The organism is Pseudonocardia sp. (assembly GCF_050246655.1).
Classification (GTDB): domain Bacteria; phylum Actinomycetota; class Actinomycetes; order Mycobacteriales; family Pseudonocardiaceae; genus Pseudonocardia.
In genome coordinates, this window is record NZ_JBFWVQ010000027.1 from 21,365 (window position 1) to 36,538 (window position 15,174).

The following is a 15,174-nucleotide window of genomic DNA, read 5'->3' on the forward strand; positions in this document are numbered from 1 at the left end:
CGCCGCGCGGCGGGTCCGGGGGGCCGCCGGGATCCGGCCTGCCGGGAGTCGACGCGCGGGTGCGAGGCGCGGGTGCGGGCACCCGGCGGACCCGCCCGCCGCGCACCCGCCCGTCCCGTGTGCCCGGCTGTTCCATGGGGAGATCGTCACGACCGCGTGGGAGCGGGGCCAAGAGACCTGGGTCGCGTCGTGCTACTGGACCCGGACCCGACGGGCTGAGCCGAACGGTCTAACGGGCGAGGTAGCGGGCCACGGCGAGCACGCGGCGGTGGTCGTCCCCGTGCGGGGCGAGCCCCAGCTGGTCGTAGATGAGCGACACGTGGTGCACGACCGCCTTCTCCGTGATGCGCAGGCTACGCGCGATGGCGGCGTTCGAACGGCCCTCGGCGATGAGGGCCAGCACCTCGCCCTGCCGCGCGGTGAGCCGGTCCAGCGCGGTGTCGTCGTGGCGGGCCGCGTCGAACATCGCCGCGACGACCTCGGGGTCCAGCGCAGTGCCACCCTCGCCGACCCGCGCCACGTCGCGGCAGAAGCTCGCGGCGTTCGCCACCCGTTGCTTGAGCAGGTAGCCCACCCCGGACGAGCCGGTGTCGAGCAGCTCCTGGGCGTAGCGGCGCTGGACGTACTGGGAGAGCACGACCACGGCCGTCCCCGGCGCCGCGCGCCGGATCGTGATCGCCGCGTGCAGGCCGTCGTCGGCGCGCCCGGGGGGCATCCGGATGTCGGTGACGACGAGGTCGGGCGCCGTGTCCGCGACGATCCGGACGAGCTCGGGCGCCGCCCCCGCCGATCCGACGATCTCGTGCCCTGCGCCCTCGAGCAGCAGCGCGAGACCCTCGCGCAGCAGCGCCTCGTCGTCCGCGATCACGATCCGCACGGCAGCTCCACCACCAGCCGGGTGCCCTCACCGGGGCGGCTGTCGACCGCCAACCGGCCGCCGAGCACGTCCACCCGGTCCGCGATCCCCCGCAGCCCGGAGCCGCCGCCCGGCCGGGCCCCGCCGACGCCGTCGTCGCCGACCTCCAGGTGCAGGATCCCGTCGCGGCGGGCCACCCGCACCCGCACGACGGTGGCACACGCGTGCTTGACGACGTTGGTGAGCGCCTCGGCCACCACGAAGTAGCCGGTGTGCTCGACCGGCCGGGGCAGCGTGAAGCCGACTTCGGGCAGGTCGAGGTGGGTGCGCAGCGGGGCGCGCAGAGTGAGGTCCTCGATCGCGGCCACCAGCCCCCGTTCGAGCAGCAGCGCGGGCATGATGCCGTGCACGAGGCCGGGCAGCTCCGCGATGGCGCCCTCCAGGTCCTCGCCGAGCGTCGCGAGATCGCTGCGCACGCCGGCGGGTGTCGCGCGGTCCGTGGCGATCCGCCCGGCCTGCAGGGCGAGGACGACGAGCCGGGCCTGCAGGCCGTCGTGCAGGTCCCGGGCGATCCGCCTGCGTTCGCGGTCGGCGGACGTGACGATCCGCGCGCGGGACTCGCGCAGCGCCTCCCGCCCGGCGAGCAGCTGCACGGTGAGCCGTTCCCGCTCGATCGCCAGCGCGACGACGCGGCCGGCCGCGCGCACGATCTCGGGATCGGCGTGCAGCGTCGCGTCGTAGGCGATGGCGCCGACGGTCTCGCCGCCCAGCACCACCTCGACCGCGGCCCGGCCCGACCCCGGGCGCGGCAGCGCGACGGGCGTGCCCGCGGCGTCGACGTGCGTCTGCAGCTCCGGCAGCCAGAACAGCAGCTCCAGGGAGGGGTCGCCGAGGGTGCTGCCGAGCGCCTCGCGCAGGTGCGGGCGCCCCCCGTCGCCGGTGCCGAGCCAGGCGCCGAGCTCGCCGATCTCGCCGGTGCGGGCGAAGCCGCCGCGCATCACCCCCGCGAGGAACGCGAACGGCACGCCCGCTACCACCGCGAGCTGGGCGGCGAACAGCCCGATCGGTCCGAGGCCGAGCGCTGGCGCCAGGTTCGCGCTGGCGACGAGGAACAGGATGGTGAACGTCCCGTACCCGCAGACCGCGGCGAGGGTGCGGCGCTGCGCCCGGTCCGCCGCGCGCAGACGCGACACCAGCACCACGGCGGAGGTCACCAGGACGACCATTCCGGCCGCGCTCTGCACGCCGTTCGCCGCCGCCACGAGGTCGGGCCGGACCGCGGCGACGACGGGGGCGGGCAGGGTCGGATCACCACCGGCCAGGAGCTGGGGGATCTGGGCGCCGACCGCCACCACGTACGCGGCGGTGGCCAGGACCCGGCTGGCCCGGTCCGGCAGCCGGCCCGACGGGAACGCGAGCAGCAGGTGCAGCAGCACCGCGATGGGCAGATCCGCGGCGAGGTAGCCGACCGCGACCAAGGCGGGTACGCCGGTGTTGCCCGCCGCCGCCGCGAGCAGCGTGACGCCGCACAGGCACAGCAGCGCACCGGTGAGGTTGCCCGGCCTGCGCCGCCAGGCCAGGATCCCGGCGGCCACGTATCCGACGGCCACGGCGGCGCAGCTCACGAACACCCACAGCGGCGTCACCCCCGCGGCGGCGAACAGCGAGATCTCCGTACCGGCCATCCCGATCACGAGCAGCGCGACGAGGCCCAGCGCCGGGTCGAGCGTCCGTGCGGGCGACGGGGGCGTCCGGTCGGGGGTGCCCATGGGGCCCGGATGGTCCACCACCGGGAGGACCTGCGTCCAGTATCGGCGGGGAGTCAGCTCACTGGCGGCGCGACGGGCGCCACGCGAAGCTGTTCCCGCCGCCCGCCCGCTCCGGTGGCCTACGGTGTGCAGGGGGTGCGCGATGGCCGTCGAACAGGCGACTCGGTGGTCGACGCGCGTGCGGCGGCGGTGGTGGTCGTCGCGCTGGCGCTGCTGGTCACCGGATGCGGGTCGGGCGGCCTCCCGAGCCGGAGCCCGGGCGCGCTGATCAAGGCCTACGAGCGCTGCGAGGTCGCCGTGCCGTCGTCGGCGCTGTGACGATCCTCTGGGCGGACACGCTGCCCCCGTGGCCACGAGCGGGGTCGTGATCGGCGACGCGGCACGATGTGCCCATGTCACGACGGACGCGCTCCCCTGACGACCGGGCGCTGTGGGTGTCGATGTGGGTCTCGGCGGGCTTCGCGGCGGTCTCGCTGGTCTGGGGGCTCGCGGTGGGGTCGTCGGCGATCGTGTTCGACGGCCTGTACTCGTGCGCGAGCGTCGTGCTCACCCTGGGTGCGGTGGTGGCGCTGCGCACGGCCCGGCGCGGTGCGGACGACCGCTACCCGTGGGGCCGGGAGGCGTGGGAGCCGGTCACCGTCGTGATGAAGGCGGCGGCGCTCGCGGCGCTGTGCGTGTACGCGCTGGTCGAGGCCATCGGGGTGCTGCTGCGCGGCGGCCGGGAGATCGCCACGGGATGGGCGCTGCTCTACGCGGTGCTCGCGACGACGGGCGGCGTGGTGGTGTCGATCTACCTGCGCCGCCGCGCCCGGGAGGGCTCGGACATCCTGCGGGCGGAGTCCGCCGAATGGACCGGCGACACCCTGCTCAGCTTCGGGGTCCTCGCAGGCTTCGCGCTGGCGTTCGTGCTGCAGCGCACGGGGCGCGACGACCTCGCCCGGCTCGTGGACCCGGCGATGGTCGCGATCATCTGCGCGATCTACCTGTGGGTGCCGCTGCGGATGGTCCGCGGCGGGTTCCGGGAGGTGCTCGCGATGGCGCCGGACCCGGCCGTGCTCGACCCGCTGCGGGCGCAGGTGGCCGCGGTCGCGGCGGAGTACGGGTTCGCCGAGACGTTCCTGCGGGCGTCCAAGGTGGGCGGGCGGCTGGACGTGGAGGTCGACTTCGTCGTGGCCGAGGACTCCCGGGCCCGCGACGTGACGGCCTTCGACGGGGTGCGCGAGCAGCTCTGGGAGCGGCTCACCCCACTGGGGCACCGCCTGTCGATGTCGGTGGGGTTCACCGCGGACCGCCGCTGGGTGGCCTGAGAACGGGCCGCCGCCGTCACCGACCGGGGTGCCCGGCGGGCCGAACGGCCCTGTCTCCTGCAGCCGTTCGGCTGCCGACGGGGCGTCCGTTGCTCGGTAGCGTCCGGATCAAGCGGGAACGGGGGCGGCGATGGCCGAGCGGACGGCGGGTCGGACGGCAGGCGACACGGGTGGGCAGGCGGGGGACACGCCGCGGACGGCCCGGACGGGCAACGTGTTCCTCGGCTTCCTGCCGTGGATCGTGTTCGCGGTCGTCTCCGGCCCGTCGACGTGGGCGTGGGCGTCCGGCATCGCGCTGGTGATCAGCGTCGTCCAGGCCGTGCCCGAGTACCGGCGCACCCGCGAGATCAACGTCCTCACCGCGGCGGGGGTGGCGTTCTTCGCCGTCCTCACCCTGCTCGCGCTCGTGCTGGACCGGTCCTCCCTGCAGTGGGTGGAGGATCGGGCCCAGTTCCTGTCCGCACTGGTCCTGGCGCTCGTGGCGTTCGGGTCGCTCGCCGCGGGCAGGCCGTTCACCGAGTACTACGCCCGCCAGCAGGTGCCGCGGATGTTCTGGGGCAGCCCGCGGTTCAAGCGGGTCAACCGGGTGATCACCGCGGTGTGGGGCGCCGCCTTCGCGCTCACGGCGCTGTGCGATCTCGCCGTCCTCGCCGGCGGGCCGTCCTGGCTGTTCAACTGGGTGCTGCCGATCGTGCTGCTCGTCGGCGCGGTGGTGTTCACCAACCGCTACCCCGACAGCGTCCGCCCGCAGCCGCCCGCTCCCGTGGACGAGGCCTCCGACCCGCACCTGAGCGGCGTGTTCGCCCCGGTGCGCACCGAGAGCCAGGCCGCGGACCTGGAGGTGGTCGGCGAGCTGCCGTCCGAGATGGACGGGCTCTACCTGCGCAACGGCCCCAACCCGCGCTTCACCCCGCTCGGCTCCTACCTGTACCCGATCGAGGGTGACGGGATGGTGCACGGGCTGTGGGTGAGCGACGGGCGCGCCCGCTACGCCAACCGGTTCGTCCGCACGCCGGCGCTCATGGCCGAGGAGAAGGCCGGCAAGGCGCTGTGGGGCGGGTTCGCGACCGGCTACCTGCCGGACGCCTCGCAGGTCGGGCCCGACCTCGCCGGCACGTTCCGGGAGATGCCCGACATCAACGTCGTGCGCCACGGCGGCCGGCTGCTGGCCCTCGCCGAGGCCGCGCCGCCGTTCGCGCTGACACCCGAGCTGGCGACGATCGGGCGGGAGACGTTCGGCGGTGCGCTGCCCGCGGGGATGACCGCGCATCCGAAGGTCGATCCGGAGACCGGCGAGATGGCGGTGTTCTGCTACGGGCTGGAGGCGCCGTTCCTCACCTGGTCCATGATCGGCCCGGACGGCGTCCCGACCCGCCTGCCCACCGTGGTCGAGGGGGTCGACGCACCGATCATGATCCACGACATGGCGCTCACCCGGCGCTTCCTCGTCGTGGTGCTCGCCCCGTTCTACTTCGATATGGCCGCGGCCGTCGCGGGCGGCTCGATGCTGAAATGGAAGCCGGAGGACGGCACCCGGATCGCGCTCATCCCGCGCGACGGCGGGCCGATCCGGTGGGCGCGCGACGAGGCGTTCTGGACCTGGCACAGCGCCAACGCCTACGACGACGGGGACGACCCGGACGCCCCGGTGGTGCTGGACTTCGTGCAGTGGACCCGCCCGACCGGCTTCAGCCGCGCGAGCGACGCCCCGGTCCGCGGGGGTCTGGCCCGCGCACGGATCGACCCCGCGCGCGGTTCGCTGACGAGGGACTGGCTCGCCGACACCGCGGGGGTGGAGTTCCCCCGGGTCGACGACCGCCGCATCGGCACCCCGCACGGCACGATCGCCGTCGGTGCCACCACGGGGAACCAGAAGCCCGTCGCGGGCGACCACGACGCCGTCCTGTGGCTCGACGCGCGCACCGGCTCCGTGACGCGCTGGGACGCCCCGGAGTTCGCCGTCGGCGAGCCCGTGTTCGTCCCGCGGCCGGGCGACCCCGACGAGAGCCACGGCTGGTGGGTCACCTTCGCCACGGACCGCCGCGACGACGTGAGCTGGTTCCTCGTCATCCCCGCTGGGGACCCGGCGTCCGGGCCGGTCGCGCGCGTGCGCATCCCGACGCGGGTGCCGCTGGGGCTGCACGGGGCGTGGTTGCCGACGCAGGAGTAGGCGTCCCGGCCTCGCAGGGGTGGTGCGCCGGTTCGTGGGGTGTGGGGGGTTCTTCGCAGGGGTGGCGCGGTTCGCGGGGCCTGACCGGGGTTCGTCGCAGGGGTGGCGCGCGGTTCGCGGGGCCTGCCGGGGTTCTTCGCAGGGGTGGCGCGCGGTTCGCGGGGCCTGCCGGGGTTCTTCGCAGGGGTGGCGCGCGGTTCGCGGGGCCTGCCGGGGTTCCTCGCAGAGGTGGCGCGCGCTTCGCAGGGCCTGCAGCGTCTGCGAGGCGTGTCGGAGCCCTGCGAGGTGCAGGGAACCCCTGCGCGACAGGGTGAAGGCCCGACGCCGACCACCCCACCACCACGGGCACCGTCGCCGTCAACGCCATCCTGCCGCCCGTCGCGGCGTACGCCGGCGGGGATCACCACGCCGGAGAGCAGGTGACCGCGCTGCGCGCGCCGACCGGCCCGTCCTGCCGGAGCGCGCGGGTGTGGCGGGCGGCCCAGCAGCCGCGAACGGCCCGAATGGGAACACCTACTTCCCGTACGTGCCGTTCGCGCGGCTCTCGGGTGGGCTCGCGGCTCTCGGGTGGGACTCGCGCCGCGCCGGCCGGGACTCGCGCCGCGCCGGCCGGGCCTTGCGCGGCTCGGCCGGGACTCGCGCTGCCCAGCCGGGGCCGGGCCCCCGCTCGGCAGGCGGCTCCCGCGCGGCTTGGGCGGCCTTGCGCGGCTCGGCCGGGACTCGCGCCGCCCCGCCAGGGCCGGGCCCCACCGCACCGGCGCCGGCGCCGGCCCACCGAACCGGGCACGGCGCTCAGGCGATGCGCGCGCCGCCCGCCGCGCCCGCTGCCGGCGGCGCGGACGGCGACGTCACCCCGCCGACGGCCTTGGGCACCAGAAGCTCGCCGATCCCCGGGATCGCGAGGAAGCCCTCCGCCCCCGCGTAGAGCAGCCCGACCCGGGCGAGGTCGCTGCGGCGGCGGAAGGCGAGCACCCGCGGCAGCCACTCGGGGTCGAACTTGGCGTTGAAGTCGCGCAGCGACTTGATCTGGAAGAACGGGTTGAGCGCCGACACCACGCGCCGCGCCTGCCGCTGCGTCCACGTGAACGGGATGTCGTCGGCGAACAGCCTCCCCCACACGGCGAAGTTCATGGACAGCCGCACCACTCCGCGCTCGCGCAGCGCCGTAGCGGTGGACGCGATGAGGAACTCCGTCATGCCGTTGGGCGCGTCCGGGTCGTGGCGCATGAGGTCGAGGGTGTAGCCGAAGCCGACGCCGTCGGCGCCGTAGGCGGGTACCAGCCGCAGGAATCCGCCGGGCCTGCCCTCCGGGTCGAGCGCGACGCAGAGCAGGAACTCCGGGTTCGCCCCCTCGCCGCGCACATCCTGCGAGAGCGACATCGTGAACCCGCGCTCGGGGGCCTTGCCGCGCCAGCGGGCGCTGATCGCGTTGAGCTGGTCGACCAGGGTCGCCGGCGCGTTGGACTCGGTGACGAGCTGGAACGAGTAGCGCCGCCCGACCCTGCGGACGGCCGCCCGCAGCTGCTTGTGCGCCGAGCCGTCCAGGGTGAACCGGTCGCAGCGGATGATCGCCTCGTCGCCGAGGTAGAGCTCGCGGAACCCGCGCGCGGCGTAGAGCGGCATGTCGGCCTCCCGGATGGCGAGGAAGGCCGGGTTCCAGGCCCGCTGGTCGCACATGGCGAGGAACTCGTCGAGCAGCCGCGGGATGGCCGCGCGCGCGCCGATCGGGTCGCCCGAGACCAGCGCGTAGCCGCCGAGGTAGGTGTAGGCGAGCATCGCCGAACCGTCGGGGGAGCCGTCGGAGGAGCCGTCCGAGGAGAAGAAGAAGCTCTTGTCGTCGCGCAGCGCGAAGTAGGCCAGGGTGTCCCAGCCGTGGCGGTGCACGAGGTCCTCGGCGCGCTGCCAGTCCGCTGCGGTGTGCGGGTGGCGGGCGGCCAGCGGGCGGTAGAGCAGGATCGCGAACACGACGAGCCCGGTGATCCCGAGCGCGAGCAGCGCGGCGGGGAAGAACAGCGCGAAGAACCGGTGCTCGTAGACGTACGGGCCGTCCACGCCGACCAGCCCGCCGAGCACCGTGACCAGCGCCCCGCCGAAGGTCAGCTCGGGGGAGAGCGAGCGGCGTTCCAGGTAGAGGCTGATCAGCCCGAACGCGAAGACGGCGACGAGGTAGACGGGCACGAATCGGGCCAGCCGCAGCAGCGACGGCGGATCGACCGGGGCGGCGAAGCGGTCCCGCATCGCCACCAGCGCGATCACCATCCCGACGCAGTAGACGACCGCGACCGGGTGCGGGCCCTTGACCAGGTGCGCGACGGCGCCGACGGCGAACAGCGCCACGGCCACCCGCCAGGCCGCGCGCTTGTGCTTGGCGAGCTGGTCTGCGAGCTGGATGAGCAGCAGGCCCACGATCACCGACACGACGTGCCCGGCGACGCCGAACCAGAGGGGGCCGAAGTCGACCACCGCGGGCTCCACCCGCGGGTGCACCCCGGGCAGCAGGGCCAGGAGCTGCAGTACCCCGCCGAGCCCGGTCAGCGTGGCGAGCAGGCGCACCGGCCAGCGCGAGCGCTCCGGGTGCGCGGGCGGGGCCACGACGACCGGCCCGACCCCGGCGGCGACCGAGGGCGCCGCACCGATGTCGGTGACCGTCGCCCCGGCCGTGGCGGCACGCCCGTCGACCGCGGGCACCGACGGCGTCGGCGGCAGCACCGGGCGCGGCGCGCTGCTGGGCCCGCCGCCAGGGGGCAGGGTGAACTCGGGGCGCAGCGTCGGGAAGAGGATCACCTCGCGGATCGACTCCGCCCCGGCCAGGAGCATCACCAGCCGGTCGATGCCGATGCCGAGCCCGCCGGTGCACGGCATCCCGTGCTCCAGCGCCCGGATGTAGTCCAGGTCGACGTCGCCAGCCTCGGGGTCGCCGCCCGCCTTGGCCCGCGCCTCGGCCTCGAACGCGGCGAGCTGCTGCGCCGGGTCGTTCTGCTCGGAGTAGGCGTTGCACAGCTCGAACCCGGCGACGATCAGCTCGAATCGTTCCACGTACGCGGGGTCGTCGCGGTGCACGCGGGCCAGCGGCGAGACCTCGCGCGGGTAGTCGATGCAGAACACCGGCCCGACGACGTCGTGCTGGACCAGCTCGTCGTAGACCTCCTTCATCAGCCGCCCGGCGCCCCAGCTGCGCTCGTAGGGCAGCTTCAGCCGGTCCAGCACGGCGCGGGCCTCGTCGACCGGCATCGCCGGATGCATGACGGCGCCGGTCTTCTCCTCGATCATCTCGGCGAAGCGCTTGCGCGGGAACGGCGTCGTCAGGTCGATCTCGTGGCCGCCGTAGCGGACCGTCGTGCGCCCGCCGAGGGCGTCGCGGACGCACCGCGCGATCATCCCCTCGGTCAGGTCCATCATGTCGTGGTAGTCGGCGTAGGCCTGGTACGCCTCGAGCATCGTGAACTCGGGGTTGTGCCGGGTGTCCACTCCCTCGTTGCGGAACACCCGCCCGATCTCGAACACCCGCTCCATGCCGCCCACGATCAGCCGCTTGAGGTGCAGCTCCAGCGCGATCCGCAGGTACATGTCGATGTCGAGCGCGTTGTGGTGGGTGACGAACGGGCGCGCCGACGCCCCGCCCTGGATGCTCTGCAGCACCGGGCCCTCCACCTCGGTGAACCCCTGCTCCTCCAGGTGGTGGCGGACGGCGCGGACGGCGGCGTGGCGGATCCGGAAGATCTCCCGGGTGCGCGCGTTGGCCTCCAGGTCGACGTAGCGCTGCCGGTAGCGGGTCTCGACGTCGGTGAGCCCGAGGTGCTTGTCCGGCTGCGGCAGCAGCGCCTTCGCGAGTTCCGCGAACGACCCGACGCGCACCGACAGCTCGCCCCGGCGCGTCGTCATCACGACGCCCTCGACGCCCACCCAGTCCCCGCGCTCGCAGGCGTCGAAGTCGCGGTGCACCTCCTCGCCGACGACCGCGGTGTCGACGAACAGCTGGATGTCGCCGGTCCGGTCGCGCAGCTGCGCGAACGTCAGCCCACCGTGGCGGCGCACGAGCGTCAGGCGGCCCGCGATACGGACCCGGTCGTCGGTCACGGTGTCCGCCGCGAGCCCGTCGTGCGCCTCGCGGATCAGTGCCACGGAGTGGTCGGTGGGATACCGGTACGGGTAGTGCCCGGCAGGGCGCCCCCGCACGTCCTCGACCTCACGCAGGCGTGGCGCCCGCCCGTCCCCCCGGTGATCAGCGGTCACCGGGTCACTCTAGGTTCGACCGACCGTGCCGAACAGCCGTCCGGCCGGGTCGTCGGGATCCGGCTCCGGATCGACGGCTCCGCGCAGCCGGTCCAGATCACCCGCGAGCACGTACAGCCAGCCCCAGGCGTCGATCACCCGCAGCGCGTCCTGGGGATCCTGCCAGTACGGCGCGGCCGGCGGGTGCTCCGCGGGCGGCGCCGTGGAGCCGGGGCCGGGGACGGTGACCGTCTCGAGCGCGTCCGCGACCGCGTGGAGGTCGCGGGCCATGTCCCGCGCGGTGGCGGTGAGCGTCGCGGCGACGTCGGGCCACGGCACGGGCCCGGGCTGCTGGCGGCGGCCCAGCAGCAGGTCGGACTCGTCGACGAACCGGTGGGCGATGCCGAGCACCGTGAGCCAGTCCACCTGGGAGCCCGATCCAGGGTGTGCCTCGGTGCGGTACTGGGCGTGCGTGGCGTCGAGCAGCACCAGCAGGCGCGTCGTCTGCGAGGGGACGTCGGGCTCGGGCCGCCCGACGAGGAGCGTGACGGTCCGCAGGACGTCGTGCGCCCCCGAGCGCAGCACGTCCGCCGCGGTGCGGCGCAGCTCACCGGCCCCACCCCGCGGCCACACCGCCGCACCGATGAGCGCGCCGATCAGCCCGCCGAGCACGACGTCGAGCAGGCGGGTCTCGGCCAGCCGCCACGTCGAAGGCGCGAGCTGGGCGAACAGCACCGTGACCAGCACGGTGAACCCGGCCTGCCCGGCGGCGGGCCCGAGCAGGGGGCCGGCCGCCAGCCCGGCGAGCATGATCAGTGGCAGCGTCCACACGTACACGTCGGTGTGCACGCCGACGACGGTGACGAGCACGCCCGCGGCGATCGCCCCCACCAGGACCCCCACGAACGCGGGCCGCAGCGCCGCCCGGCTCGTGACCAGCGAGGTGCGCATCAGCGTGAGCGTCGCGAGCAGCACCCAGAACCCGTGGCTCACGATGGGCAGCTCGGCCACCACCCGCGCCGCGGCGAGCCCGACGCCAAGGCGCGCGGCGTTCTGGAAGTGCACCGAGTGCACGTTCAGGTGCACGCGCAGGCGCCGCCACCACCGCTGGGCGGGGGAGATCGTCAGGTAGGTGAACGTGGCGGGTGCGATCTCGCCGCGCAGGACGGCCTGCGGGGTCGGGGCGCCGGTGGCGGCCCGGACGGCGACGACGAGGATGCGGGTCGCGTGGGCGATCATCACCGCGCCCGTGCCCCGCCGCAGGTCCCGCTGGGCGACGGCGGCCGCGTCCGTGGTGATCGCCTCGACCCGCATCGCGAGGAACGCGTCGAGCCGCGCCTCCAGCGGGTCGAGCTCGGGTGGCGGCCCGGTGCCGCGCAACGCGGGCGGGAGGGCCCGCAGTGCGTCCGCGACGGCGGCGAGCAGGTCCCTGATGACGGGCTGCAGCGGACCGCCCGGCAGCGCCGTGAGCCGCGTCAACCGTGCCGAGACGGCGCGCAGCGCCGCCGCCGCGATCGTCAGGCTGCGGTCGCGCACGCCCGGACCCACCGGACGCTCCGCGATCGGGACGCGGCTCAGACGCAGCTCGGGATGGGGGTCCGGCGGGGGCGGCAGGCCTGCCGCGGCGGCGTCGAAGCGGGGCTGGAGCGACTCCACCGCCTCCGCGAGCCGGTCCGGGAACCCGCGGGGTGTGGGGGCGGGCCACAGCACCCGGTCCGCGACGACGAGCACGAGCACGCCGAGCGTCAGCCCGGCGAGCCGCGCGGGCAGGGAGGCCGGGTCGTAGGGCGGGAAGCAGGCGAGGATGTAGGACAGGTGCAGGCCGTTCGCGACGCCCGCCACCCGCGGCCCCGCCACGGACGTGTACGCGACGACGAAGCCGACCACGAGCATCCCGGCCGCGGCGGCCCACACGTTCCCGGCCAGCGCCGTCCCGAGGGCGACCAGGGCGAGCCCCACGGGCAGCGCTGCGAGCATCAGGCGGGTGCGCTCCCGGGGCGACCCGGTGACGTCGGAGAGCACCCCGAGCGCGATGGCCCCGAACACCGCGTAGAGCGCGACGGTCTGGTCGCTCACCAGGAACCGGGCGCCGAGGAACGCCACGCTGCTCGCGACCGTCACGCGGGCGGCCCGGCGCACTGCGGCGAGGTCAGGGTCGCGCCGCCGCAGCGCGGCCCACACCCCGGCGAGCACGTCGGTCATGGCACCCCCCTGGCGAGACCCACCGTGGCGCACGCCGTGGCCGGTGTCCATGATCGACACTGATCGACACTGATCGACACTGATCGACGCCGCTCGGCACCCCGGCGATCGATGGCTGCACTCAGGACCTGGATCCCTGGGCGGGCCGGCCCGCGGCTGCCATCCTCGGCGCATGTCTGCTCGCGGCGAGCGCAGCCGGATGGGCGGGTCGCTGCGGCTCGCCGTCGCCGCGCTCGTCGTGGCCTTCGCGGTGCTGATCGGGATCGAGGCCGTCCTGGTGCTCGACGCGGGCCACGGCTGGCCCCAGCTCGGCTTCCCGCTGTGCGCGGCGGTCTACCTGGCCGCGGGCGCGGTGGCATGGTGGCGCAGGCCGAGCAACCGGATGGGGCCGCTGATCGTGCTCGGCGCGCTCGCCTGGACGGTCGCCGGTCTGGTGAACACGTCGGTGGCCGGGCTGATCGTGATCGGGACGATCGCCGCCACCGCCCCGCTCGCGGTCGTCGTCCACCTGCTGCACGCCTACCCGACCGGGCGGCTCGGGGGGCCGTCGCGGGTCGTGGTGGCCGCAGGCTGGGTGGTCAGCCTCGTGCTGCAGGCGCCGCAGTACCTGTGGACGCCCGAGCCGCCGCCGCACGACCTGCTGGCGCTCGCCGACCGGCCGGACCTGGCTGCGCTCGGAGCGACGGTGCAGAGCCTGGGCGGCGCCGCCGTCGTCGTCGCGACGGCGGTGATCCTGGGTGGGCGGCTGCGCCGGGCGGATCCCCCGCAGCGGCGGGTGCTCCTGCCGCTGTACGGCTACGGGATCGCGGCCGTGCTGTTCATCCCGCTGAGCGGATCGCTCGTGGCCATGCCCGCGGAGACCCGCGTCACCCTCCAGCTGGTCGTGCTCGCCGGGGTGCCGGTGGCCTTCGTGGCCGGGATCCTGCGCGGCGGGTTCGCCCGCACCGGTGAGGTCGAGGAGCTCGCCGCCTGGCTGGGCGCGTCCGGCGCGGACCGGCCGGCGCTGGGTGAGGCGCTGGCCCGCGCCCTGGGCGACGACTCGCTCGAGGTGGTGTTCTGGGTGCCCGAGCGCGGGACCTACGTCGACGCCGCCGGGGCGCCGCTGGCCCTGCCCGGGGAAGGGGCGCACCGCGCCGCCGTCGAGGTGGACCTCGCGGGCAGGCGGGTCGGCGCGATCGTCTACGACGCCGGGGTGATCGGCGAGCACGAGCTGGTCCGCTCCGCGGGCCGGGTGATGGCGCTCGCGCTCGATCGGGAGCGGCTCACCGCCGCCCTGCGGGCAGGCGAGGACGCCCTGCGCCGCTCCCGGGCGCGCATCGTGGAGGCGGGCGACCGGGAACGCCGCAAGATCGCCCAGGACCTGCACGACGGCCTGCAGGTCCGGCTGGTCCTGCTCGCGCTGCAGGCCCAGCAGCTCGCCGCGCGCGACGACGCCGGCCCGGTGAGGGACGCGGCCACGGCGCTGCGCGCCGGTATCGACGACGCGGCCGGGGAGCTGCGCGGCCTCGTGCACGAGGTCATGCCCGCGGCGCTCGTCGAGCGGGGGCTCGCGGCCGCCACCGAGGACCTCGTCGACCGCGTCCCGCTGCCGACGCAGCTGGACCTGGGTGTCGGGGACGGGACGCTGCCCGCCGCGGTCGAGAGCACCGCGTACTTCGTCGTCGCGGAGGGGCTCGCGAACGCGCTCAAGCACGCCGGGGCGCGGCGGCTCCTCGTGCGGGTCCGGCACGAGGGCGCGGTCCTGCGCGTCGAGGTGGGGGACGACGGCGTCGGCGGCGCGGGTCTCCACGGCGGGTCGGGCCTGCGCGGCCTCGCCGACCGCGTCGACACCCTCGGCGGGCGGATCGAGGTCGTGAGCCCCGAGGGAGCCGGGACCCGGCTCGTCGTGGAGCTGCCGTGCGGATCGTGATCGGCGAGGACGAGGCGCTCCTGCGCCGGGGGCTCACCCACGTGCTGGAACACGCGGGGCACGAGGTCGTCGGCACCGCGGCCGACGCGGCCGAGCTCGTACGCCACACCGAGGAGCGCGACCCGGACCTGGTGATCACCGACATCCGCATGCCGCCGGGGCACACCGACGAGGGGCTGGTCGCGGCACTGCACATCCACCGCACCCGCCCGCGGACGGCGATCGTGCTGCTCTCGCAGCACGTACAGCGCCGCTACGCCCTCGAGCTGCTCATGGAGCGCCCGAGCGGGATCGGTTACCTGCTCAAGCAGCGGATCGCGGACGTCTCGACCTTCTGCGCCGACCTCGAACGGATCCGCGCGGGTGCGACCGTGCTCGATCCCGAGGTGGTGACCCTGGTGGTCGCCCGGGCCCGCCACACCGGGTTCGACGACGCCCTGGACCGGCTCACCCCCCGTCAGCACGAGGTGCTCGCGCTCATGGCCTCCGGGCGCAGCAACGCGGCGATCGCGCGGCGGCTCTCGATCACGGAGAAGGCCGTGGTCGGCCACGTCTCGCACATCTACGACCTGCTGGGCCTGCCGCCCGACGAGGACGACCACCGTCGCGTGCTGGCCGTGGTGCGCCACCTCTCCCGCGGGCAGAACCGGACCTGAGTCCCTTGTCCCCGCTCGCCCCGACCGGGACGCTCGTCCGCGCACCCGGGCGGCCCCGGGCCGGCTCCCCGCACGTGAGACCGCCCGCCGTGA

Annotated in this window: 9 protein-coding genes; 5 read left to right on the top strand and 4 right to left on the bottom strand. The window is 75.3% G+C overall.

The annotated features are described in order from the left end of the window. Positions 1–229 precede the first annotated feature (229 nt). Both AB7J25_RS11705 and AB7J25_RS11710 read right to left on the bottom strand, forming a co-directional pair. The gene (locus AB7J25_RS11705) at positions 230–877 is read right to left on the bottom strand and encodes a response regulator (protein ID WP_428508071.1); all 648 of its coding nucleotides are present in this window, start codon (positions 875–877) and stop codon (positions 230–232) included. Further along, on the bottom strand, positions 865–2,625 hold the full coding sequence (locus AB7J25_RS11710) for a sensor histidine kinase (protein ID WP_428508073.1): 1,761 nt from the start codon (positions 2,623–2,625) through the stop codon (positions 865–867). The genes AB7J25_RS11705 and AB7J25_RS11710 overlap by 13 nt, the downstream gene beginning before the upstream one ends. 165 nt (positions 2,626–2,790) lie before the next feature. Between AB7J25_RS11710 and AB7J25_RS11715 the strand changes: the two genes are divergently transcribed. The 3 genes from AB7J25_RS11715 to AB7J25_RS11725 all read left to right on the top strand — a co-directional run bounded on the left by AB7J25_RS11715 (position 2,791) and on the right by AB7J25_RS11725 (position 6,102). Next, complete coding sequence (locus AB7J25_RS11715; RefSeq protein WP_428508075.1) at positions 2,791–2,943, top strand: hypothetical protein; 153 nt, start codon at positions 2,791–2,793, stop codon at positions 2,941–2,943. Between the two features lie 74 nt (positions 2,944–3,017). Then, positions 3,018–3,932: a cation diffusion facilitator family transporter gene (locus AB7J25_RS11720; RefSeq protein WP_428508077.1), complete on the top strand. Its 915-nt coding sequence runs from the start codon at positions 3,018–3,020 to the stop codon at positions 3,930–3,932. Between the two features lie 130 nt (positions 3,933–4,062). Continuing rightward, a complete protein-coding gene (locus AB7J25_RS11725; RefSeq protein WP_428508079.1) occupies positions 4,063–6,102 on the top strand; it encodes a carotenoid oxygenase family protein in 2,040 nt (679 codons plus the stop codon). Positions 6,103–6,894: 792 nt separating this feature from the next. Here the strand turns inward: AB7J25_RS11725 and lysS are convergent. Beyond that, positions 6,895–10,335, bottom strand: a complete 3,441-nt coding sequence (lysS, locus tag AB7J25_RS11730) for a lysine--tRNA ligase (RefSeq protein WP_428508081.1) — start codon at positions 10,333–10,335, stop codon at positions 6,895–6,897. Positions 10,336–10,344: 9 nt separating this feature from the next. After that, positions 10,345–12,516 (bottom strand): FUSC family protein, encoded by a 2,172-nt coding sequence (locus AB7J25_RS11735; RefSeq protein ID WP_428508083.1) that lies wholly within the window; start codon positions 12,514–12,516, stop codon positions 10,345–10,347. 172 nt (positions 12,517–12,688) lie between these two features. On the opposite strand from AB7J25_RS11735, the gene AB7J25_RS11740 reads away from it, so the two are divergent. Together AB7J25_RS11740 and AB7J25_RS11745 are read left to right on the top strand one after the other, a co-directional pair. Next, entirely contained in the window at positions 12,689–14,425 is a 1,737-nt protein-coding gene (locus tag AB7J25_RS11740) for a sensor histidine kinase (RefSeq protein WP_428508085.1), read from the top strand. After that, positions 14,413–15,081, top strand: coding sequence for a response regulator transcription factor (locus tag AB7J25_RS11745; RefSeq protein ID WP_428508087.1), 669 nt, complete (start codon positions 14,413–14,415; stop codon positions 15,079–15,081). Before AB7J25_RS11740 ends, AB7J25_RS11745 begins: the two co-directional genes overlap by 13 nt. Positions 15,082–15,174: the final 93 nt, after the last annotated feature.